Annotated in this window: 22 protein-coding genes; 19 read left to right on the top strand and 3 right to left on the bottom strand. The window is 34.9% G+C overall.

All coding sequences use genetic code 11. From position 1 onward, the window contains the following. Positions 1-7 precede the first annotated feature (7 nt). The 19 genes from B6A10_RS00520 (at position 8) to B6A10_RS00610 (ending at position 17,644) form a co-directional block, all read left to right on the top strand. The gene (locus B6A10_RS00520) at positions 8-682 is read left to right on the top strand and encodes a hypothetical protein (RefSeq protein WP_188219290.1); all 675 of its coding nucleotides are present in this window, start codon (positions 8-10) and stop codon (positions 680-682) included. Positions 683-684: 2 nt separating this feature from the next. After that, positions 685-1,356 (top strand): hypothetical protein, encoded by a 672-nt coding sequence (locus tag B6A10_RS00525; RefSeq protein WP_188219291.1) that lies wholly within the window; start codon positions 685-687, stop codon positions 1,354-1,356. Between the two features lie 172 nt (positions 1,357-1,528). After that, positions 1,529-4,150 carry a type IX secretion system periplasmic lipoprotein PorW/SprE gene (porW, locus tag B6A10_RS00530; protein ID WP_188219292.1) on the top strand — a complete coding sequence of 874 codons (2,622 nt, stop codon included), beginning with the start codon at positions 1,529-1,531 and terminating at the stop codon, positions 4,148-4,150. Positions 4,151-4,152: 2 nt separating this feature from the next. Next, positions 4,153-4,527, top strand: a complete 375-nt coding sequence (locus B6A10_RS00535) for a bactofilin family protein (RefSeq protein ID WP_188219293.1) — start codon at positions 4,153-4,155, stop codon at positions 4,525-4,527. After that, a complete protein-coding gene (locus B6A10_RS00540; RefSeq protein WP_026712858.1) occupies positions 4,528-4,758 on the top strand; it encodes an AtpZ/AtpI family protein in 231 nt (76 codons plus the stop codon). Positions 4,759-4,778: 20 nt separating this feature from the next. Then, on the top strand, positions 4,779-5,171 hold the full coding sequence (locus B6A10_RS00545; protein ID WP_188219294.1) for a hypothetical protein: 393 nt from the start codon (positions 4,779-4,781) through the stop codon (positions 5,169-5,171). A gap of 117 nt (positions 5,172-5,288) precedes the next feature. Beyond that, positions 5,289-6,449 (top strand): F0F1 ATP synthase subunit A, encoded by a 1,161-nt coding sequence (gene atpB / locus B6A10_RS00550; protein WP_055091702.1) that lies wholly within the window; start codon positions 5,289-5,291, stop codon positions 6,447-6,449. A 93-nt stretch (positions 6,450-6,542) separates the two neighbouring features. After that, on the top strand, positions 6,543-6,734 hold the full coding sequence (gene atpE / locus B6A10_RS00555; RefSeq protein WP_026712861.1) for an ATP synthase F0 subunit C: 192 nt from the start codon (positions 6,543-6,545) through the stop codon (positions 6,732-6,734). A 123-nt stretch (positions 6,735-6,857) separates the two neighbouring features. Then, a complete protein-coding gene (locus B6A10_RS00560; protein ID WP_055091700.1) occupies positions 6,858-7,358 on the top strand; it encodes a F0F1 ATP synthase subunit B in 501 nt (166 codons plus the stop codon). Between the two features lie 4 nt (positions 7,359-7,362). Then, the gene (gene atpH / locus B6A10_RS00565; RefSeq protein ID WP_188219295.1) at positions 7,363-7,896 is read left to right on the top strand and encodes an ATP synthase F1 subunit delta; all 534 of its coding nucleotides are present in this window, start codon (positions 7,363-7,365) and stop codon (positions 7,894-7,896) included. Positions 7,897-7,933: 37 nt separating this feature from the next. Then, positions 7,934-9,511 (top strand): F0F1 ATP synthase subunit alpha, encoded by a 1,578-nt coding sequence (gene atpA, locus B6A10_RS00570; protein ID WP_055091696.1) that lies wholly within the window; start codon positions 7,934-7,936, stop codon positions 9,509-9,511. Between the two features lie 79 nt (positions 9,512-9,590). Beyond that, complete coding sequence (gene atpG / locus B6A10_RS00575; RefSeq protein ID WP_055091694.1) at positions 9,591-10,451, top strand: ATP synthase F1 subunit gamma; 861 nt, start codon at positions 9,591-9,593, stop codon at positions 10,449-10,451. A gap of 201 nt (positions 10,452-10,652) precedes the next feature. Beyond that, entirely contained in the window at positions 10,653-12,116 is a 1,464-nt protein-coding gene (locus tag B6A10_RS00580) for a lipopolysaccharide biosynthesis protein (protein WP_188219296.1), read from the top strand. 52 nt (positions 12,117-12,168) lie between these two features. Further along, positions 12,169-12,603 (top strand): dUTP diphosphatase, encoded by a 435-nt coding sequence (gene dut / locus B6A10_RS00585; protein WP_055091691.1) that lies wholly within the window; start codon positions 12,169-12,171, stop codon positions 12,601-12,603. A gap of 134 nt (positions 12,604-12,737) precedes the next feature. Beyond that, positions 12,738-13,052: a GIY-YIG nuclease family protein gene (locus B6A10_RS00590; protein WP_188219297.1), complete on the top strand. Its 315-nt coding sequence runs from the start codon at positions 12,738-12,740 to the stop codon at positions 13,050-13,052. A 40-nt stretch (positions 13,053-13,092) separates the two neighbouring features. Then, positions 13,093-14,103 carry a sugar phosphate nucleotidyltransferase gene (locus B6A10_RS00595; protein ID WP_188219298.1) on the top strand — a complete coding sequence of 337 codons (1,011 nt, stop codon included), beginning with the start codon at positions 13,093-13,095 and terminating at the stop codon, positions 14,101-14,103. A gap of 101 nt (positions 14,104-14,204) precedes the next feature. Continuing rightward, positions 14,205-15,551: a tetratricopeptide repeat protein gene (locus tag B6A10_RS00600; RefSeq protein WP_188219299.1), complete on the top strand. Its 1,347-nt coding sequence runs from the start codon at positions 14,205-14,207 to the stop codon at positions 15,549-15,551. 1 nt (position 15,552) lies between these two features. Beyond that, the gene (locus tag B6A10_RS00605) at positions 15,553-16,329 is read left to right on the top strand and encodes a DUF4292 domain-containing protein (RefSeq protein WP_188219300.1); all 777 of its coding nucleotides are present in this window, start codon (positions 15,553-15,555) and stop codon (positions 16,327-16,329) included. Between the two features lie 25 nt (positions 16,330-16,354). Beyond that, positions 16,355-17,644 (top strand): murein hydrolase activator EnvC family protein, encoded by a 1,290-nt coding sequence (locus B6A10_RS00610; RefSeq protein ID WP_188219301.1) that lies wholly within the window; start codon positions 16,355-16,357, stop codon positions 17,642-17,644. Positions 17,645-17,710: 66 nt separating this feature from the next. Here the strand turns inward: B6A10_RS00610 and B6A10_RS00615 are convergent, their stop codons facing one another. Genes B6A10_RS00615 through B6A10_RS00625 form a run of 3 tightly spaced genes read right to left on the bottom strand, consistent with a single transcriptional unit; the run spans position 17,711 to position 20,979 of the window. Continuing rightward, complete coding sequence (locus B6A10_RS00615) at positions 17,711-18,643, bottom strand: transglutaminase family protein (protein WP_188219302.1); 933 nt, start codon at positions 18,641-18,643, stop codon at positions 17,711-17,713. Positions 18,644-18,648: 5 nt separating this feature from the next. Continuing rightward, entirely contained in the window at positions 18,649-19,602 is a 954-nt protein-coding gene (locus B6A10_RS00620; protein ID WP_188219303.1) for an alpha-E domain-containing protein, read from the bottom strand. Positions 19,603-19,629: 27 nt separating this feature from the next. Next, positions 19,630-20,979 (bottom strand): circularly permuted type 2 ATP-grasp protein, encoded by a 1,350-nt coding sequence (locus tag B6A10_RS00625; RefSeq protein WP_317171987.1) that lies wholly within the window; start codon positions 20,977-20,979, stop codon positions 19,630-19,632. Positions 20,980-21,282: the final 303 nt, after the last annotated feature.

Raw genomic sequence — 21,282 nt, forward strand, 5'->3', positions numbered from 1 at the left:
TCGGGCTATGAAATTAACCAACGAACAAATTGCAATCATTGACCAAAACTTAATAGATAAAGGTGTGGTTTATGAAGAAATTAAACTGGAATTACTGGATCACATTGTAACGGATATTGAATTAGAAACCGAAGAATCTGATTTTGATGTTGTCTTTTCTAAAGTTATGCTTAAATGGGAAAAAGCATTGGAAGAAACTTCTAGTTTTTGGGGTAATTTGGTTGGTCCAAGAATTATTATCGAAAAATATTCTTCACTTTCAAAAAGGAAATATTTACTTTCATTATTGTTCGCTGTCGCTTTTAGTATTTTGATGATAATAATTACAAAATTAAATCCAGAGGAATATATTTATAATGTTTTGAAAATGGTTTTTTCTTCAGTATATATAGTTTTGTACTTAATTATAATAATTAGTTTATTTTTTATTTGGAAATTAAAGACAAAAACAATCCATGGACGTTTTTTTCAAAAAAACTGTTCTTATTTAGCTATACATCTTTATATAATTTATACGTTTATTAATGGGCATACTCATTTGCATCGTCATTATGATAAAAGTGCCTTTTTTAATATGTTTTTAGAATGGTTTATGCCTGCTTTATTCTTTTTTATGATTATTTATCATATCATGATTGCAAAGGAGCATTTTAAGATTATCAAAAAATATAAATTGGTTTGATTATGAAATTAACTAACAAACAAATCGCAATAATTGACCAAACTTTAATTGATAAAGGTGTGGTTTATGAAGAAATTAAATTGGAATTACTGGATCACATTGTAACGGATATTGAATTAGAAACCGAAGAATCTAATTTTGAAATTGCTTTTTCTAAAGCTATGCTTAAATGGGAAAAAGAATTGGAAGAAATTAATCCTTTGGAGAAAATTGTGACTCCAAGAATAGTAAAAGAAAAATTTTCTAAGATTACTAAAAATCTCTTCAAATTTTCTTTACTAGCGGTTGTTATTTTTAGTGTTTTAATAACAACCATTACAACGTTAAAACCTGAAGAATACGTTTATTATAATTTACATTTATTTTTTTATTCGGTATTTTCTTTAGTCTGTTTAATTAACATAATAAGTATGTATTTTATCTGGAAATTAAAAATAAAAACAATTTATGGACGATTTTTTCAAGTATATGTAGGTTATACGGCCTTTAGTCTTTATAAGATTTATTCAGGTTTAAACAGACTAAGTGATTTGTCTCGTCATTATAGTTATAAAAGTATTTTTAGAAACTTTTTTGAATGGTTTTTCGATGGTTTCTACTTTTTTATGGCTATCTATTTAGTTATTGTAGCAGTAGAACATTTTAGAGTAGTCAAAAAATACAAATTGATTTGATATTTATACCAATAATATCCAATCAGAAGTTATAATCAGAAAATGATTCAATAGAAAAGTATCTTTCTTTTTGGGACTTTAAATTTCTATATTTCAAAAAGAAACGTATTTTTACCAGTCATTATACTAAAAAATTGTTTTAAAAGTTTAATGATAAAAAAACGGCGAATCATTGAAAACCAACAGATTTAAATATTCATTTCCCATAGGATGTTTGTGCATTTTAGTAGCCTGTTCGACTAAAAAAGATACTTTTTTGGCTCGAAACTCCCATGCCTTAAGTACAAAATACAACATTTTATATAACGGACAAATTGCACTGGACAAAGGAATTAAAGCCATTGATGCCAGTAATCAGGATAATTTTTGGGAAATTTTGCCTGTCGAAGCCATGAATGTCGATGAAGATTTAGTGGTTGCCGATACGACTAAGAATGCCGATTTTGCCAAAGCAGAAGAGAAAGCCACAAAAGCCATTCAGAAACATTCGATGAATATTGGCGGAAGAGAACGTAATACTCAAATTGACGAAGCCTATTTGTTATTAGGAAAATCCCGTTATTATGACAAAAGATTCATTCCTGCTTTGGATGCTTTCAATTATATTTTATACAAATATCCGAACAGCAGCCGAATTGACGAAGCTAAAATTTGGCGCGAAAAAACCAATATGCGTTTGGACAACGATGCCTTAGTAATTAAAAATATTACTAAGATGCTTGAGGAAAACCAGCCTAAAAAACAGGTTTTGGCTGATGCCAATGCGCTTTTGGCCGCTTCGTTTTTGAACATGGAACAAAAAGACAGTGCGATTGTCAAACTGAAAAAAGCCGTAAATTTTAGTACACATAATAATGACAAAGCCCGATACCGTTTTATTTTAGGACAATTGTATCAGGAAAAAGGAGAAAATGAGTTGGCAAGAAATTATTATGAAGCGGTGGTACAAATGAACCGAAAAGCCGACAGGAAATACATGATGCATGCTCAGGCAAGATTAGCCGAACTGTTTGATTATCAAAATGGTGACCGATTTGCCTTTGATGAAAAGTATCATAAATTATTGGAGAACAGAGAAAATCGTCCGTTTTTGGATATTTTAAATTACCAAATGGCGGTTTTTTATGATAAAATAGGAAAGGAAGATAAGGCTGTAGCATATTACAATGCGTCTTTGAAAAAAACGCAATCGGACAATTATTTAATGGCTTCTGATTACAGAAATATTGGAAATATTCATTTTAGAAATGCCCGTTATTTAGAAGCTGCCAAATATTACGACAGTACTTTAGTAAAACTAAATCCAAAAACCAGAGAGTTCATTCATATTGAAAAAGTTCGTAAAAATCTGGACGAAGTTATTTTCTATGAAGCCATTGCCAGCCGCAACGACAGTATTCTAAAAGTGGTGGCATTGCCGGAAGCCGAAAAGCTGACTTATTTTGATTCCTATATCGAAAAATTGAAAAAGTCGGATGAGGCTAAAAGAATTCTGGAAGAAAAAGAAGCCGAAAAACAAAAAAATATTGAAAGAAACAGCAAAGCCGTTACTGCTGATGCTGCGGTAGGAGCTAACGGAAAAGTGCTGCCTAAAGCGCCATTTGGTCCTCCGTCCATTTCGACTGCCAACGCCGAGAATACATTTTATTTTTATAACCCAACCACAGTATCTTTTGGAAAAGTAGCCTTTAAGAAAAATTGGGGAAAACGTACTAAACAAGGTTATTGGAGAGTTTCTGTTGCAGATGCGCTGGCTGCAAATGAGTCAAAAGATTCCACCGTAGTTGCTCAGCAGGAAGTAGCGACTGATTCGGTTGCGAAAGAAAAAGAGCTGAACCCAAAATACGATCCGGCTTTTTATTTGAACCAATTACCAACAGCAACAACAGCTATTGACAGCATTGCTAAAGAGCGCAATGAGGCGTATTATCAGTTGGGAGTTATTTATAAGGAGAAATTCAAAGAAAATGATTTGGCCGCTAAAAAATTAGAAGATTTATTGCAAAATAATCCCGAAGAGAAATTAGTGTTGCCAAGTTTGTACAATTTGTATAAAATTTATCAAAATACCAATCCGGATAAAGCAGAAGCGGTTAAAAATAAGATTCTGTCTCAATATCCAAATTCGCGTTATGCCCAAATTTTAAATAATGGAAATGTAATTGTCGAGGAGGGAAGTCCGGATGTGGTGTACAAAAAAATATACCAACAGTATCAAAATGAAGAATTTGATGCCGTTTTGGCTAAAATAGATGGATTAATCAATCAGTTTTCGGGTGAGGAAGTAGTGTCAAAATTAGAACTTTTAAAAGCCAATACTTTAGGAAAAGTAAACGGACTGGCTGCTTACAAAGCTGCTTTAGAAACGGTTGCCGGTAATTATCCGAATACCGAGGAAGGGAAAAGTGCACATGAGATTTTAGAAAAACAAATTCCGTTATTGGAAAACAGGAACTTTGATTCGAAAGATTCTAAACATTGGAAAATTTTGTATCCGCTGGCTTTAAACGCGGTTAACGATAAAAAAACTATCGAGGAAAAAATCACCAAATTTATCAATTCAGAGAATGCTCAAAAATTGGATTTAGTTTTTAATTCTTATGACGCGGCCAATGGATTTGTAATTATTCAGGGAATCACCTCTGAGGATTATGCTAATAGCGTAGCTAATGTTTTAAAAGAAAATCCAGCCTACAAAATTCAAACAGCACCGATTATTATTTCAAACGAAAATTATAAAATAGTTCAAATTAAGAAGAATCTAAAGGTGTATTTAGAATCGAAAAAACAATAAAAATGTTTACTAAGAAAAAAGAAAAACCTTATACCGACCTTTTAGGAAAAACCAATAGAATTGTTGAAGGAACTGTCATCAAAGGTGATATTATTTCAAAAGCTGATTTCAGACTGGACGGGGAGTTAATTGGAAATTTTCAATCTGAGGGAAAATTAGTAATTGGCCCTACCGGCAGTGTTACAGGAGATATTAGCTGTAATAATGCTGATATTGAAGGTGCTTTTAATGGAAAAATTCAGGTTGCCGAATTATTAAATATCAAATCTAAAGCAAGTATTAAAGGTGAAGTAATCGTAGGGAAATTGTCGGTAGAACCCGGAGCCGATTTTACGGCAGGTTGTACGATGAAAGAAAACGAAAAACCGGCGTCATAAATGGAAAAGAAACCCAATAATAAGAAATCGACGAAGTGGCTGGCACTGATTAATATTCCTATTCAAATGGGAGTGATTATTTTTTTGTTTTCTTATTTGGGCGACTGGCTTGATGAAAATCATCCGCATCCGAAATTTTATTACAACAAAGTATTGGTTTTGGTGGGGGTGTTTATTGCTTTGTACAATGTAATCAGGCAGGTAAATGAAATAAACAAAGACAAGGAATAAGTACAAAAGCAGGAACAATAATGATTTTTAAAAATTACAAAACCTATCTCTTTTTAGTAATTTCGGTTCTAATCGCTTATGTGTTGCACAAATTAGGATTTTATCTGTTTAAAGTAAATCCGGAGCAGTTTTATTATAGTCTGGAAAAACTGTATGCTATCTTTTTCCTGCTGTCCTTTATCATCATTTTAATTGTATTGAAAATAAGCGAACGCAATTTTGATCAGGTGGGAATGTCATTTTTGTTACTGACCACTTTTAAAATATTTTTTTATTATTTGCTTTTGAAACCTATTTTGAAGATTAGGCATTATGACATCACAATGGAGAAAATGAATTTCTTTGGAATGTTTATCCTTTTTCTGACGATTGAAACAATTGTAACTATAAGAATATTAAGCAAAAAGCCCTAAAAAACGGGCTTTAACAGGGTGTAAAAAAAAATATGTTTTCATATCCTTTTGGATATAAATAAAAAATGTACCTTTGCGCCAAATTTTAGAAACGTAAATATAACATATTCTGTAATTATGGTGATTTTAAAGAGACCACTTAGATTGATATTAGTAGCATTTTTAGCGTGTCTTCCAATGATTAGTTTTGCAAATCAAGAAGTTGATTCGTTACAAGTACAAGGAGAAGCAACTCATGAAGCAGTAGCTGAAGGGCACCATGAAGGTGCTCATGCTGAACCTACCGATGTAAAATCTAAAATCAAAGCATTTATTAATCACCACGTTTTAGATTCTCACGATTTCTCCTTAACTCAGGATGATGAAACAGGAGAAAATTGGGGATTTCCATTACCGGTTATCTTATGGGATAACGGATTACATGTTTTTTCTTCGGCTAAATTCCACCACGGAAAAGAAGTAGCGGAATCTAACGGTAGCTATTATGTAATTAACCACCACGACGGAAAAATTTACAGAACAGATGCTACAGGAACTATTCATGAAAATGAAGAAACCGGACATCCTGAAAATGTACGTCCTATTGATTTTTCTATCACTAAAACAGTATTGTCTATCATCGTTGCTGCTATTTTAATGTTTTTCATTTTTACCCGTTTGGCAAAATCTTATGCTAAAAACGGAGGAATTGCTTCAGGTGTGGGACGTTTCTTTGAGCCATTAATTGTATATGTTCGTGACGAAATTGCAATTCCAAACATTGGTGAGAAACACTATAAAAGATACATGAGTTATTTATTAACCATCTTCTTCTTTGTATTGTTTTTAAATATCTTCGGATTAACGCCACTGGGAATTAATGCTACAGGTAACTTTACTGTAACATTCTCTTTGGCAATCTTAACTTTCCTGATTACAAATTTAACAGCAAATAAAAATTATTGGGGACACATCTTCTGGATGCCGGGAGTGCCAAAACCAATGCGTATCATTTTGGCTCCTATCGAATTATTAGGAGTATTCATCAAGCCATTCTCATTAATGATTCGTTTGTACGCGAATATTTTTGCAGGTCACATTGTATTGATGAGTATTTTAGGGTTGATGTTTATTTTCAAAAGCTGGATTGGAAGCTCATTATCATTTGGATTGGCATTTGTACTTTCTATTTTGGAAATCTTAGTAGCCTTTTTACAAGCCTATATTTTTACAATGTTATCAGCTCTTTATTTTGGTGCGGCTGTTGAAGAACACCACCACGAAGAAGGGCACCACTAAAATCGTTTAATTGTTATTTGTTTAATCGGTTAAACGGAAAAACAAATAACGATTCAACATCAAATTGAATGTTTAATTTTTAATATATATATCATGGAAATTCCACAAATTATTGGAGCTGGATTAATCGTTATCGGAGCAGGTTTAGGTATTGGTAAAATTGGTAGCTCTGCTATGGATGCTATTGCTCGTCAACCAGAAGCTTCAGGAAAAATCCAAACAGCTATGCTTATCGCTGCTGCACTTATTGAAGGTATTGGTTTCGCAGCTTTATTCGCAGCTTAATTAAAACTCAAAAAAACGATAGTTGCAACGGTTGGTTGTAACTATTGTTTTTAAAATTAAAACATTACATTGCAGCAATGCAATAACTTAAAAAGTAAAAAATAAAACTTAGAATTATAGATAATGGAAAAGTTAATTAATCAGTTTGAATTTGGTTTGTTTTTTTGGCAAGTATTAATATTTGTTGGATTAATATTTTTATTGAAAAAATTCGCTTGGAAACCTATTCTTGATGCCGTTAATGAAAGAGAAGAGGGAATCAAAAATGCATTAGAATCTGCTGAAAATGCAAGAAAAGAAATGCAGGATCTTCAGGCTGATAACCAAAGAATCTTAAACGAAGCGAGAGCGGAGCGTGATGCTATGTTGAAAGAAGCTCGTGAAATGAAAGAGAAAATGGTTGCTGATGCTAAAACGGAAGCTCAGGCTCAAGGTGCAAAAATGATTGAGCAGGCTAAAGCTGCAATTGAAAGTGAGAAAAATGCAGCAATGGCTGAATTGAAAACTCAGGTTTCTTCATTGTCATTGAGTATCGCAGAGAAATTATTGAAAGACGAATTATCTAACACAGAAGCTCAAACTAAATTAGTTGAGAAAATGTTAGGTGACGTAAAGCTAAACTAATATTATGGCAGGTACAAGAGCAGCAATTCGTTATGCAAAAGCAATCCTTTCTATGGCCGACTCTATCGGAGTAGCCGCTGAGGTAAATAACGATATGATTTTAATTGCATCCACCATCAAAGGAAATGCTGAATTGAATACCTTTATTCAGTCTCCTACAACCAGTGTTGATGTAAAAGAAAAAGCATTATTAGAAGTTTTTGCTTCTGTTAATGGAGTAACAAAGGGATTGTTTCATTTATTATTCGAAAACAAAAGATTTGAAATCCTTGAAGCAGTTGCAGTAGCTTATGCTGATTTATATGACAGCGCTAACGGTTTAGAAGTAGCCAAAGTAACTACTGCTATCCCAATGGATGCCGATTTAGAAGCTAAAGTTTTGGCTAAAATTGCATCTTTGTCAGATAAAAAAGTAACAATCAAAAATATTGTAGATCCTGCTATCATTGGAGGATTTATTTTAACCATTGGCGATAAGCAATACAATGCTTCTGTTGCTAATAGATTACAAGTATTAAGAAAAGAATTAAGTAACTAGTTTTATTGCACATTAAGTGTCTAAATTATAAATTAAGATGGCGGAAATCAAACCAGCTGAAATTTCAGCAATATTAAGAAAGCAAGTAGAAGGTTTTGAATCTGGCGCTACGCTAGAGGAAGTGGGAACTGTACTTCAAGTTGGAGATGGTATTGCTCGTATTTACGGGCTTTCAAATGTACAATATGGAGAATTAGTAGAATTTGAAAATGGTCTTGAGGCTATTGTATTGAACTTGGAAGAAGATAATGTAGGGGTGGTACTTTTAGGACCATCAACTGGTATCAAAGAAGGTTCTACTGCCAAAAGAACTCAACGTATTGCTTCTCTTAAAGTAGGAGAACAAATGGTAGGACGTGTAGTAAACACTTTGGGGCAACCAATTGATGGTAAAGGACCAATCGGTGGAGAATTATACGAAATGCCTTTGGAAAGAAAAGCTCCTGGAGTAGTTTTCCGTCAACCAGTAACTGAGCCATTACAAACAGGTGTGAAAGCGGTAGACGCTATGATCCCGGTTGGACGTGGACAACGTGAGTTAGTTATTGGTGACCGTCAAACAGGTAAATCAACTGTTTGTATCGATACAATCTTAAATCAAAAAGAATTTTATGATGCTGGTAAACCAGTATTCTGTATCTATGTTGCAATTGGACAAAAAGCTTCAACTGTAGCTGGAATCGCAAAAATGTTAGAAGAAAAAGGAGCAATGGCTTATACAGTTATCGTTGCTGCTAATGCTTCTGATCCTGCTCCAATGCAAGTATATGCTCCATTCGCTGGTGCTGCTATCGGAGAATATTTCAGAGATTCAGGTCGTCCTGCTTTGATCGTATATGATGATTTGTCTAAACAAGCTGTTGCTTACCGTGAGGTATCTCTTTTATTAAGAAGACCACCAGGACGTGAGGCATATCCTGGAGACGTTTTCTACTTACACTCTCGTTTATTAGAGCGTGCTTGTAAAGTAATCGCGGATGACGGAATTGCTAAAAACATGAACGACTTACCAGAGTCTATCAAAGGAATCGTAAAAGGTGGAGGTTCATTGACCGCTTTACCAATTATCGAAACTCAGGCTGGTGACGTTTCTGCATATATCCCAACAAACGTAATCTCTATTACAGACGGACAAATTTTCTTGGATGGTGATTTGTTCAACTCTGGGGTTCGTCCTGCAATCAACGTAGGTATCTCTGTATCTCGTGTAGGAGGTAATGCTCAAATTAAATCAATGAAAAAAGTATCTGGTACTTTAAAATTAGATCAAGCTCAATTCCGTGAATTAGAAGCTTTCGCTAAGTTTGGTTCTGATTTGGATGCTGTTACTTTGAACGTAATTGAAAAAGGAAAAAGAAACGTTGAAATCTTGAAACAAGGTTTGAACTCTCCTTATACTGTAGAAGACCAAGTAGCGATTATCTATGCCGGATCTAAAAACTTATTGAGAAATGTTCCTGTTGCTAAGGTTAAAGAATTCGAGAAAGATTTCTTAGAATTCATGAACGCTAAGCACAGACCAACTCTTGATGCTTTGAAAGCTGGAAAATTAACAGACGAAATTACAGATGTAATCGAGACTGTAGCAAAAGAAGTTTCTGCAAAATATAACTAAAAAGTACTAAGTATCAAGTATTAAGTATCAAGATTTTGGTACTTAATACTTGATACTTAAGTCTTAATACTTAAAATAAATGGCAAATTTAAAGGAAATCCGTAATAGAATTACTTCCGTTTCATCTACGATGCAAATCACATCGGCGATGAAAATGGTATCTGCAGCCAAGCTTAAAAAAGCTCAGGATGCAATTACAGCCATGCGCCCTTATGCCGAAAAATTAACGGAATTATTACAAGGTCTTTCTGCAACTCTTGACGGAGGAATCGGAGAAGAATATACTACACAACGCGAAGTAAAGAAAGTTTTATTGGTAGCGATAACTTCAAACAGAGGTTTGTGTGGTGCTTTTAACTCCAATGTAATTAAGGAAATTAAAAATCGTGCAACATTTTATGCTGGTAAACAAGTTGATGTTTTTGCTATTGGTAAAAAAGGAAATGATGTTTTAAGCAAAACAAATAATGTAATCGACAACCAAAGTGCTATTTTTGATACTTTGACTTTTGATAATGTGGCAGCAATTGCTGAAACATTAACTCAAAAATTTGTTGCCGGTGAATATGACAGAATTGAGTTGGTTTACAATCAATTTAAAAATGCTGCAACTCAAATTGTTCAAACAGAGCAATTTTTACCTTTAGCTCCGGTTAAATCGGATTTAAATGTGGCGGCTTCTGATTATATTTTTGAACCATCAAAAGAAGAAATTGTGTTGACTTTGATTCCTAAATCTTTAAAAACACAATTGTACAAAGGAATCCGTGATTCTTTTGCTTCTGAGCACGGTGCACGTATGACGGCTATGCACAAAGCAACTGATAATGCTACTGCATTGAGAAATCAGTTGAAATTAACTTATAATAAAGCACGTCAGGCTGCTATTACTAACGAAATCTTAGAAATCGTTGGTGGAGCTGAAGCTTTGAACGCTTAAGAATATTTACTTTATTCCATATCAAAGCGGTTGATTTTTCAACCGCTTTTTTTGTTTAAATACATTCATGGGATACTTTTTAAGCTGTATTTTAGTTATATAATAGAAGTCAAAAAGAAATAAGAATCATTATAATAGCAATACGAATTTAACCAAAGATTTAGTTATTTTTGTTTTTGTAAAATTAATAAGCATTACACCTTGGGTTTATATAAAAATCTTTTTAAACAAACAGCAATTTACGGTCTGGCAACGGTTTTGCCCAGGATGTTTAGTTTTCTGTTAGTACCTCTTTATACCAATTTACTGCCTAAAGGGGAATATGGAAAAGTGACTATTATATTCTCCTGGATGATATTCTTCAATGTGATTTTAGCTTATGGAATGGAGACGGCTTTCTTTCGTTTTTACAATAAGGAAGAAGACAAAAAAATAGTGATTGAAACTTCTATGGTTTCCATTTTTTGGACTACAATTCTCTTTTTGGTTGCAGCGCTTTTGTTCCGAACTACTTTAGCCGATTGGTCCGGAATCGATTCGCAATACATTACGTATTCTATTTGGATTTTAGCTCTGGATGCCTTGGTGATTATTCCTTTTTCCAAATTAAGAGCCTTGCAAAGACCAATTATGTATGCTATTATCAAGATTGGAAACGTTTTGGTAAACTTACTTTTGAGTGTACTTTTCTTAGTGTATTTGCCTAAATTATCAGAACTGAATCCTACCGGAATAGTAAGTTCTTTTTATATCGAAAATTTCCAAATAGGTTATATTTTCCTGGCTAATATTATTGCGAGTTTGTTAACTTTTGTGGTTTTATCTCCTGATTATGTTTTCTTAAAATGGAAATTTGATTTTCGTTTGTGGAAACAAATGATGGTCTATGGATTACCTATTTTAGTGGCCGGAATTGCCTTTGCTATCAACGAGCAATTTGATAAAATTCTTTTAGATAAATTATTACCGCACAATATAGCCGCCGATGAAGTGGGGGTTTATTCCGCCTGTTACAAGTTGGGATTGTTTATGGTTTTGTACCGCACGGCTTATACGCTTGGGATTGAGCCTTTCTTTTTTAGTCATGCTAAGAATGAAAATGCGCCGCAAACGTACGCCATGGTTACCAAATACTTTGTCATCTTCGGTTCGTTTATTATGTTGAGCGTAATTGTTTTTGCCGATGTATTCAAATTTTTAATGATTCGTGACGAATCCTATTGGGTAGCAATGAAAGTGGTTCCGTTGATTATTTTGGCTAATTTCTGTTTGGGAATTTATACGAATCTTTCTGTTTGGTACAAACTGATTGATAAAACCTACGTGGGCGCTTATATTTCTATTGTGGGAGCTATTATTACTTTGGTGCTGAATTTTATGCTGATTCCTACTATGAGTTATGTGGGTTCGGCTATTGCAACTTTGGCAGCTTATGGTAGTATGATGTTGATTTCTTACTATCTTGGAAATAAATTTTATCCAATTCCTTATGATTTTAAAAAAATAGGGTCTTATTTGGGATTGTCTATTTTATTTTCTGTGATTTCCTTTTATGGTTTCAGAGAAAATTATTTTGTAGGGATAGCATTGCTGCTTTTGTTTCTTTATGTCATTTACCATTTCGAAAAAGAAACGATATTGGGCTTAGTGAAACGAAAAAAATAAAATAAGTACGGAGCAGTTTTGCGCTTGTTCCTTCATTTTTTAAAATATTACAATGAAAATAAATATTATCAATAAATCGCAGCATGCCTTGCCTAACTACGAAACGCTGGCTTCGGCTGGGATGGATTTAAGAGCTAATTTGACCGAATCTATAGTGTTGCAGCCTTTGGAAAGAACCATCGTTAAAACAGGTCTTTTTATCGAATTACCGATAGGTTATGAAGCTCAGGTGCGTCCCCGAAGCGGATTGGCTGCTAAAAAAGGGATAACCGTACTGAATTCGCCCGGAACCGTCGATGCCGATTATCGCGGAGAAATAGGCGTGATTTTAGTCAATCTTTCTAATGAAGTATTTGTGGTTGAAAATGGGGAACGCATTGCGCAATTAATCATTGCCAAACACGAACGTGCCGAATGGATTGAAGTGGAAGAACTAACGGAAACTTCAAGAGGTGCAGGCGGTTTTGGCAGTACAGGGGTAAAATAATTCCTGAGAAAACAGGAATCTTATGTTCAATTTAGGAAGCAAAATAATTCCTGTGAAAGCAGGAATCTTGTGTTCAATTTAGGAATTGAAAAAACTTTCTTCGAGAGGAGGAAATTTTAAAATAAATTATTAAAATGAAATTATGGTTTGTTTATATGATGTCAAATAAACATAAAGGAGTAATTTACATTGGAGTAACAGATAATTTAATAGAACGGGTTAAAGAACATAAACTAAAAGTTTATTCAAATTCTTTTACGGCAAAATATAATTGTGATAAGTTAATTTATTTTGAAGAATGGGAAAATGGTTTTGATGCTACCAAAAGAGAAAAACAATTAAAAAAATGGAAAAGAGATTGGAAGGTAAATTTAATAGAAGATATGAATCCAACGTGGTTGGATATAAGCTTAAATTGGAATTTCAATTTTAATAAAATAAGAGAATAAAGTTTAATTTAAAAGATACCCGCATTCGCGGGCATGAAATATGAAAATAATCGTTCCAATGGCAGGACGTGGTTCGCGTCTTCGCCCACATACCTTAACCATTCCTAAACCTTTAATTCCGGTTGCCGGAAAACCGATCGTTCACCGATTAGTAGAAGACATTGCCGGAGTTCTAAATCAGGAAATAGAAGAAGTAGCTTTTATTATTCATGAAAGTTTTGGGCAAAAAGTAGAGCAGGATTTAATTGCTATTGCCGAGAAATTAGGAGCAAGAGGAACTATTTACTATCAAAATGAAGCTCTTGGAACCGGGCATGCTATTATGTGTGCCAAAGATTCTCTTTCCGGTCCGGCGGTGATTGCTTATGCAGACACCTTGATTCGTGCTGATTTTGAATTGGATCCAACTGCCGATTCGGTAATTTGGGTAAAACAAATTGAAAATCCGGAAGCTTTTGGTGTGGTAAAACTAAATGAGAAAAACGAAATTATCGAATTGGTTGAAAAACCTAAAGAATTTGTTAGTGATTTAGCGGTTATCGGAATTTACTATTTCAAAGATATTGCGGTTTTAAAACAGGAATTGCAAAATGTTTTAGACAACAACATTCAAAATGGTGGCGAATACCAAATTAATGATGGAATCAAAAACATGATGGCCAACGGAAAAATTTTTAAAACCGGTGAAGTTAGCGCCTGGATGGATTGCGGAAACAAAAATGTAACCGTAGAAACCAATTCCAGAATGCTGGCTTTCTTGGCTGAAGACAAAGAAAGTTTGGTTTCTCCAAAGGTAAAAATCGAAAATTCTACGATTATCGAACCTTGTTTTATTGGGGACGATGTGGTGTTAATTAACGCTACGGTGGGACCGAATGTTTCTTTAGGAAATGGTTGTCACGTGATTGACAGTAGTATTAAGAACAGTTTAGTGCAAACACATGCACATATTAAAAATGCTAATCTGGACAATGCGATGATAGGAAATCACGCTAGTTTTGACGGTAATTTTACAAGCATAAGCATTGGAGATTATTCGGTTTTAGAATAATTTCGAATACAATAAAAAATTACCATTAAGAAGTTAAGTTTAATGAATCTTTGATTTCTTAATGGTAAATTGTACAGCTTTTTAAAGTTTAATGAGCAAAAATGAAAAAGTTAGTTCCTTTAATGATAATGGTGGTTTTGCAATGCAATCCGGTTTTGTCATGGGGACAAACAGAGTCTGAAACCAAAAAAGAAGCAGATAAATTTCAGGATTATTTTTACGAAGCTTTAAAGCAAAAAGCTATTGAAAACTACGACAAGGCGATTGTGGCTTTGGAACGCTGTTTGAAAATAGACAGTAATAATGCTACGATTTACCACGAATTAGGCAAAAATTATCTGGCGCAAAAGGATTATAAAAATGCCTACACTTCATTTGAAAAAGCTCATCATTTAGAGCCAACTAACAAATGGTTTTTGGTGGGTATGTATGATGTGGACTATGCTACAAAAAACTATACTGATGCTGTTTTAGTGATTCAAAAACTGATTCCTTTTGACCCAAAATTCAAAGAAGATTTGACTTCCTTGTATATGAATACGGGCGAATTCGACAAAGCTTTGGCACTTATCAATGAGTTGAATGAAACCGTTGGGAAATCGGACAGAAGGGAAAGTTATAAAATTCAAATTCTCTCTCAGGGCAAATATCAGGATGCGGAAATAACCAATTTGGAGGAGCAAATCCTGAAATATCCTAAGGCAGAGGAAAATTACATTTCGCTGATTTATTTGTATTCGAAAAAAGACAATATCGAAAAAGTTTTAGAAACGGCGAAAAGGCTGGAGGCTGCCATTCCGGATTCCGAATGGGCGCAGCTAAGTTTGTTTAAAAATTATTTGGTTGCTAATGAAAGCGATAAAGCCATCAAGGCCATGAATATTGTTTTGGGCAGTTCCAAAATTGACAGCAAAATAAAACACCGCATTTTCAATGAATTTTTAATTTATGTCAATACACATCCACAATTCACATCTGATTTAGACAAAGCAATTGCTTATTTTGCTGATGATTCGCAAGTGAATGTTGCCAAAGAAGTCGGGAAATATTATCACAACAAAAAACAATGGGATAAGGCTGAAAAGTATTACCAGCTGGGACTTCAAAAGAATACGACTCCGGATGTAGAATCCAGTTTGCTTTTGCTGGATGTTTATACGCAGATGGCTCAATTTGACAAAATGGCCAAAATCGCCAACGATATGGTCGAATTGTATCCGGTGCAGCCTCAGTTTTATTATTATGCCGGATTGGCTTACAATCAGTTGCAACAATTTAAAAAAGCTAAGGAAATGCTTGAAACAGGCATGGATTATGTAGTAGAAGATCTAACCTTAGAAATAAATTATAACATTCAGTTGGGAGAAGCTTATAATGGTTTAGGCGATACCAATAAAAAGATATTCTACTTTTCTAAAGCAGACGAATTATTAAAAAAACAAAAATAAAATGAAAAAATACCTAGCCTTTTTGGTTGTCATTCTTTTGGTTTCCTGTAAACCCAAAGCCATCGTTACTTCGGCAACCATTACAGAACCAGTCGATTATATGAAAGCAACCAAAATAATTGACAGTCATTACAGCAATAAAAATGATTTTTCTACATTATATATCAAAGCCAGTGCCCGTTATGCCGACGAGAAACAGGCTCAAAATGTATCGGCTGAGATTAGAATTAAAAAAGACCAACAAATCTTAGTGAGTTTGCGTTTTCTGGGAATAACAATGGCCAAAGCTTCTATTACTCCGGCTTCGGTAAGTTATTACGAAAAAATAAAAGGAACTTATTTTGAAGGCGATTTTAGTTCTTTGAGTCAGTGGCTGGGAACCGATTTAGATTACAGTAAAATTCAAAATATGTTGGTTGGAGAAGCATTAGACGATTTGAATAAGGGAAAATATACTGAGACTTTACTCGATAATTTGTACCGTTTGGATGATGCTAAAAGCGGAAATACTCAAAAAAGTTTTTATTTTAATCCGAATGATTTTACGGTAAATAAGCAGGAAGTTACCCAAACAACCGAAAGCAGAACCATCCAAATTGCTTATCCGGAAAGGGTAGCTTACAAGGAAGCCAACCTGCCATCGAATATTGAGATTAGAACACAACAGCCTAAAGGGAAATCGGAAATTAATTTAAATTACAATTCGGTTTCTTTTAATGAAGAACTTTCTTTCCCTTATAGTGTTCCGGATGGTTACAAACGAATAATAATTAAGTAAATTTGCCAAAAATATATTTTTTAAGATGCCAAAATATTTCCTTAGCCTGTTATTTGTATGTCTGACTTCAGTGATGTGGAGTCAATCGCAACAAGAAAAATTAGAACAACGCAAAGCTCAGATTCAACGAGAGATCAGAGACAACGAAAAGATGCTGAGAAGTGTCAAGTCAAAGGAAAAATCGGCTATGAATGTTTTTTTGATTCAAAAAAACAAAATCAAGCTTAAAGAAAATTTGATTAATACTACCGAAAAACAAAAGCGACTTTTAGCCGACGATATGTATCGTAATCAGCTTAAAATTAATAAGCTAAATAGAGAATTGAAGGTGTTAAAAGAAGATTACGCTAAGAAAATTGTCAATTCATACAAAAGCCGTTCCGAGCAAAGTAGGGCGATGTTTATTCTTTCTTCGGAGAATTTTTTGCAGGCTTACAAACGCGTGCAGTATTTAAAGCAATATACCAGTTTCAGGAAATCACAGGGAGAGGAAATCAATGCCAAATCGAAGGAGTTGGTTTCGTATAACGAGAAATTAAAAGTACAAAAGGCTGCCAAGCAAAAATTAATTGCCGAAAACGAAAAGGAAAGGCAATCGCTTGTAAAAGAGAAAGAAGAACAGGAAAAATTGGTGAATTCGATTAAAAAAGACAAAAACCGTATTGTTTCTGAAATTCGAAAAAAACAAAGAGAATCTAAAACCATCGATGCCCAGATTAATCGTTTGATTCGCGAAGCCATTGCTGAGGCCAACCGAAAAGCTGCTGCCGAACGTGCCAGAGCTGCTGCCGCTGCCGCCGCTTCGGGAGATAAATCTTCTAAAGAGAGTGCCAAAGTAAACATTCCTAAAGCTTCGGTTTCTTCTTCCAGAATTGAGTTGACTCCGGATGACAAGTTAATTGCAGATAATTTTAGAGCCAACAGAGGGAAATTGCCATGGCCGGTAGAAAGAGGATTTGTTTCCTTAGGTTACGGAGATCAGCCGCACCCAATTTATAACACTCTGGTAGTTCATAATAGTGGAGTGGAAATCACAACAACTGATGGTGCTAATGCAAGAGCGGTTTTTGGCGGAGAAGTCGCTAGTGTAATGGTTTTATCTCCGGTAAATAAAGCGGTGATGATTCAGCACGGGGATTATTTTAGTATTTATCAAAACCTGAGTTCGGTTTCGGTGAGTAAAGGAGATAAAGTAAGTATTAAACAAAATTTAGGTCGCATCAGAACGAATGGGGATACAGGTAAAACAGTGATTAAGTTTTTAATTCTGCAAAATACAACTTATATGAATCCTCAGGGTTGGTTGGCCAATTAAGACAGACAAAATAAAAGTAAAAAGCGAATCGGGATTTTCCAGATTCGCTTTTTTTATGCGTTTGGATTACTGCTGCTGTTGCTCGGCATAATCCAGTTGTTGTTGGAATTCAACAGAATTTTTTTCCAATTCCACATCATTAATTCCTTCAAAATGGCGACCGTCTTCATAACCAATGGAAACACAAACAGAAAGCGTTTGTTTTGAAAATCCTTTGAAGGTTCCTTTCACAGGAGTACAATCGTTAAAATTCATTCCTACCGACAATTTAACATGATTGTCCATTGTCCAGATATTATTAGTGGGATCAATGCCCAGCCAGCCTTGTTTTGGTGTATAAATTTCAACCCAGGCATGCGTGGCACCTTCTCCGCGCAAACCGCTTTCATTTGGACAAATATAGCCGCTTACGTACCTTGACGGAATACCGGCTGTTCTTAAAAGCTGTAAAAGCACATGGGCAAAATCCTGGCAAACGCCTTTTCGATGCCCTAAAATTTCATCTACCGTAGTTTCGATATTCGTAATTCCTTTGGTATAAGTAAAGTTATTGTAAATGTATTGGCTGCAATCAAAAGCGAGGTCGATTATGGATTTATTTTCATAGTCAAGCTCTTTTAAAATAGCCTCAATTTCGCTTTGTTTCTCAATGGTTTCCGGATAACACAGCCGCAATAAATAAATGTCGTTGTGCAGGTTTAAATTTTCTACTTTGGTGGTGTCAATTTCCGGAATTTTCAACGAATGATTCACCCGTACCAGCATTCGGGATTCGATAGTCATCTCGGTATGGGCTTCCAGCGTATTGAAATTCCCCACCCGATTGCCGTGATAATCATTGGTGTAAGCCACATTAGGATTTTGGCTAATCATGAGCTGGTATTGCAACACATCCTGATTTTTAAAGTTGTGAGGAAACAAGCGGATTTCGTTGATGCTCTCTTTAATGGGGAAATTGTATTTGTATTTGGTAATATGAATGATATTAAAAACGGCCATATTTATCAGGTATATGAAAAGAATAATTTAGAAAAGTCCATTGAAAACTGATTCAATTGTTCTTTGGTATTTTTCAAAACATGTTCTAATTGTAAATTGGTTAAATGATGGTAATCGGTGTATTCGATATAACTTTTTAATCTTCCAAACTGATTGCGCATGGTTCGGGCTTCGATCAGGTTGTTGTTTTTAAAAACGCAATCCAAATAAGTGTCGATTAATCCCAACGTAAAAATTACCGAATGCGCAAAATCAGGATTGAAAATTACGTGCTGAATAACCTTTCGGTTGTGCGGAATATTGCTGTAGCTTTTAAGGTATAATTCGTATCCGGAAGGGGATAACAACAGTTTTCGCCAGTAAATTAAATCTTCTTTTCCTTCTAAGTTATATTCAATCGGGGCATAATAGGATTGAGTCATTGAGATGGTTTGTAAGCATCTTTCGATATGTTTACCAATACTTGAAAAACACCAACCAAGTCCTCTGGGCATGGTGACGTGGAAAATACCGTTGTAAAGCAGAAAGTCATTTTTGAGTTTGGCCAAAATACTCACGGCTTCCGGTGTTTCCAGTTTATGAGGCAATTCGGGATCATTGATAAAATGATACATCGAATTGATGTGTTCCCAAAGTTCTTTGGTAATTTTATCCTGCGAACCTCTTGCATTTTCCCTTGCTTTAGTAATCAGATTGCGCATCGAATTGATGTTTTTATGATCGCAAATGATATATTTCAGAACAAAATTAGAGTCATGCTGAAATTCGGCGATGTATTCAGGTGGTAAATCGGTATAATATTTCAGTAAAGGTTTGTATCCCTGATAATCATTGGTTTCCTGATCAAATGACATGATGTAAAGCGTGTTGAGCGTAAGCAACATTCCGTCGGTTCTTTCCATGTATCGGTTAAGCCAGAACATCCCGTCGGCTACACGACTGAGCATATTTACTTCCATTGTTTCTTTTTTTAAGTTGGCAACTATTTATTTCATAATCCAGGTGTCCTTACTGCCGCCACCCTGAGAAGAATTCACCACCAGAGAACCTTCGGTAAGCGCCACACGGGTGAGTCCGCCGGGAACCGTTTGTATGCCATTTGGGCCACATAAAGCATAAGGACGCAAATCCACATGACGGAGTTTCAATTCGCCATCAATGTAACAGGGAACGGTGCTTAACTGAATGATAGGCTGCGCAATAAAATTTCGCGGATTATTTAAAATGGCAATTTTGGCTTTTTCCAGTTCTTCATCGGTTGCTTTATTGCCCATAATCATTCCGTAGCCGCCACTCTGATTGGTTTCTTTGATAACCATATTTCCCATATCGGCAAAAACCAATTCCCGTTCTTCCGGATTTTCCATTTGATAAGTGGGAACATTTTTCAAAATAGGTTCTTCGTTCAGGTAATATTTAATCATTTGCGGCACATAAGCATAAATGGCTTTGTCATCGGCTACTCCGTTTCCTACGGCATTTACTAAGGCTACATTACCCATCTTGTAAGCGCTGATGAGTCCGGGAACGCCCAGAGCACTGTCGGGTTTGAAAACCAAAGGATCCAGATATTCATCGTCTAAACGGCGGTAAATCACATCTACCTGTTGCAATCCGGAGGTAGTTTTCATATAGACTTTGTGATTATTGACGACCAAATCCCGTCCTTCTACCAGCGGAATTCCCATTTGTCGGGCTAAAAAAGTATGTTCGTAATAAGCCGAATTATAGACGCCCGGTGTTAGTAAAACCACATTTGGATTAGAGATGCTTCTTGGCGAAAGCGAAACTAAAATATTGTGGAAAAGCATCGGATAGTTGGCCACCAGACTTACATTATTAGCACGGAACATTTCCGGAAATATTCGTTTGGTAATTTCCCTGTTTTCCAGCATATAACTTACGCCGCTGGGACACCTGAGGTTGTCTTCCAGTACATAAAATTCGCCTTTTTCTCCTCGTATTAAATCTATTCCGGCAATGTGTACATGAATGTCGTGTGGCACTTTGATACCGTGCACTTCCGGAATGTAATGCGGACAGGAAGCAATTAACGAAGCCGGAATGATGCCTTCTTCTATAATTTGCTGTTCGTTGTAAATGTCTTCCAGAAATAAGTTTAAGGCTTTTAATCGTTGCGCAATTCCGGTTTCGACTTCAATCCATTCGTTTTTGGTAATGATTCGGGGAATGATGTCAAACGGAAATATGCGTTCAATTCCCTGATTATTATCACTATAAACCGTAAATGTAATCCCTTGATTCATAAAAATATCAGAAGCCTGTTTTTGTTTTACATTCAGTTTATCAAGATTTAAACTCTCTAAAGTGTGCAATACCTGTTAGTAAGCATCCCTGACGCCATCTTTGGAAAACATTTCGTCCCATCCTTTTGGGCCTAATTTTGGTGTTAAATTTACCATCTTCAATTATTGAAAAATTAACAAAAACTTAATTTGATTAAAAATAATTCAGCATTTAGGCTAATTTAATAATTTTTAAGATATGTAATTTTAATTTTGTTACGAATAACGTAATTAATGTTGTATTCTTTTTTTGGCGATATGTTTTTTGAGAATTAGTCTTTTAAAACTAAATTTTTTTCAAAATTCTCAACAACGAATAGAACTGATTCCCAC

This window comes from Flavobacterium pokkalii, from assembly GCF_014596575.1.
GTDB lineage: Bacteria > Bacteroidota > Bacteroidia > Flavobacteriales > Flavobacteriaceae > Flavobacterium > Flavobacterium pokkalii.

Coding starts and splice junctions, on each gene's coding strand:
- B6A10_RS00520 (WP_188219290.1), top strand. CDS start 8: ATGAAATTAACCAACGAACAAATTGCAATCATTGACCAAAACTTAATA.
- B6A10_RS00525 (WP_188219291.1), top strand. CDS start 685: ATGAAATTAACTAACAAACAAATCGCAATAATTGACCAAACTTTAATT.
- B6A10_RS00535 (WP_188219293.1), top strand. CDS start 4,153: ATGTTTACTAAGAAAAAAGAAAAACCTTATACCGACCTTTTAGGAAAA.
- B6A10_RS00540 (WP_026712858.1), top strand. CDS start 4,528: ATGGAAAAGAAACCCAATAATAAGAAATCGACGAAGTGGCTGGCACTG.
- B6A10_RS00545 (WP_188219294.1), top strand. CDS start 4,779: ATGATTTTTAAAAATTACAAAACCTATCTCTTTTTAGTAATTTCGGTT.
- atpB (WP_055091702.1), top strand. CDS start 5,289: ATGGTGATTTTAAAGAGACCACTTAGATTGATATTAGTAGCATTTTTA.
- atpE (WP_026712861.1), top strand. CDS start 6,543: ATGGAAATTCCACAAATTATTGGAGCTGGATTAATCGTTATCGGAGCA.
- B6A10_RS00560 (WP_055091700.1), top strand. CDS start 6,858: ATGGAAAAGTTAATTAATCAGTTTGAATTTGGTTTGTTTTTTTGGCAA.
- atpH (WP_188219295.1), top strand. CDS start 7,363: ATGGCAGGTACAAGAGCAGCAATTCGTTATGCAAAAGCAATCCTTTCT.
- atpA (WP_055091696.1), top strand. CDS start 7,934: ATGGCGGAAATCAAACCAGCTGAAATTTCAGCAATATTAAGAAAGCAA.
- atpG (WP_055091694.1), top strand. CDS start 9,591: ATGGCAAATTTAAAGGAAATCCGTAATAGAATTACTTCCGTTTCATCT.
- dut (WP_055091691.1), top strand. CDS start 12,169: ATGAAAATAAATATTATCAATAAATCGCAGCATGCCTTGCCTAACTAC.
- B6A10_RS00590 (WP_188219297.1), top strand. CDS start 12,738: ATGAAATTATGGTTTGTTTATATGATGTCAAATAAACATAAAGGAGTA.
- B6A10_RS00595 (WP_188219298.1), top strand. CDS start 13,093: ATGAAAATAATCGTTCCAATGGCAGGACGTGGTTCGCGTCTTCGCCCA.
- B6A10_RS00600 (WP_188219299.1), top strand. CDS start 14,205: ATGAAAAAGTTAGTTCCTTTAATGATAATGGTGGTTTTGCAATGCAAT.
- B6A10_RS00605 (WP_188219300.1), top strand. CDS start 15,553: ATGAAAAAATACCTAGCCTTTTTGGTTGTCATTCTTTTGGTTTCCTGT.
- B6A10_RS00610 (WP_188219301.1), top strand. CDS start 16,355: ATGCCAAAATATTTCCTTAGCCTGTTATTTGTATGTCTGACTTCAGTG.
- B6A10_RS00615 (WP_188219302.1), bottom strand. CDS start 18,643: ATGGCCGTTTTTAATATCATTCATATTACCAAATACAAATACAATTTC.
- B6A10_RS00620 (WP_188219303.1), bottom strand. CDS start 19,602: ATGGAAGTAAATATGCTCAGTCGTGTAGCCGACGGGATGTTCTGGCTT.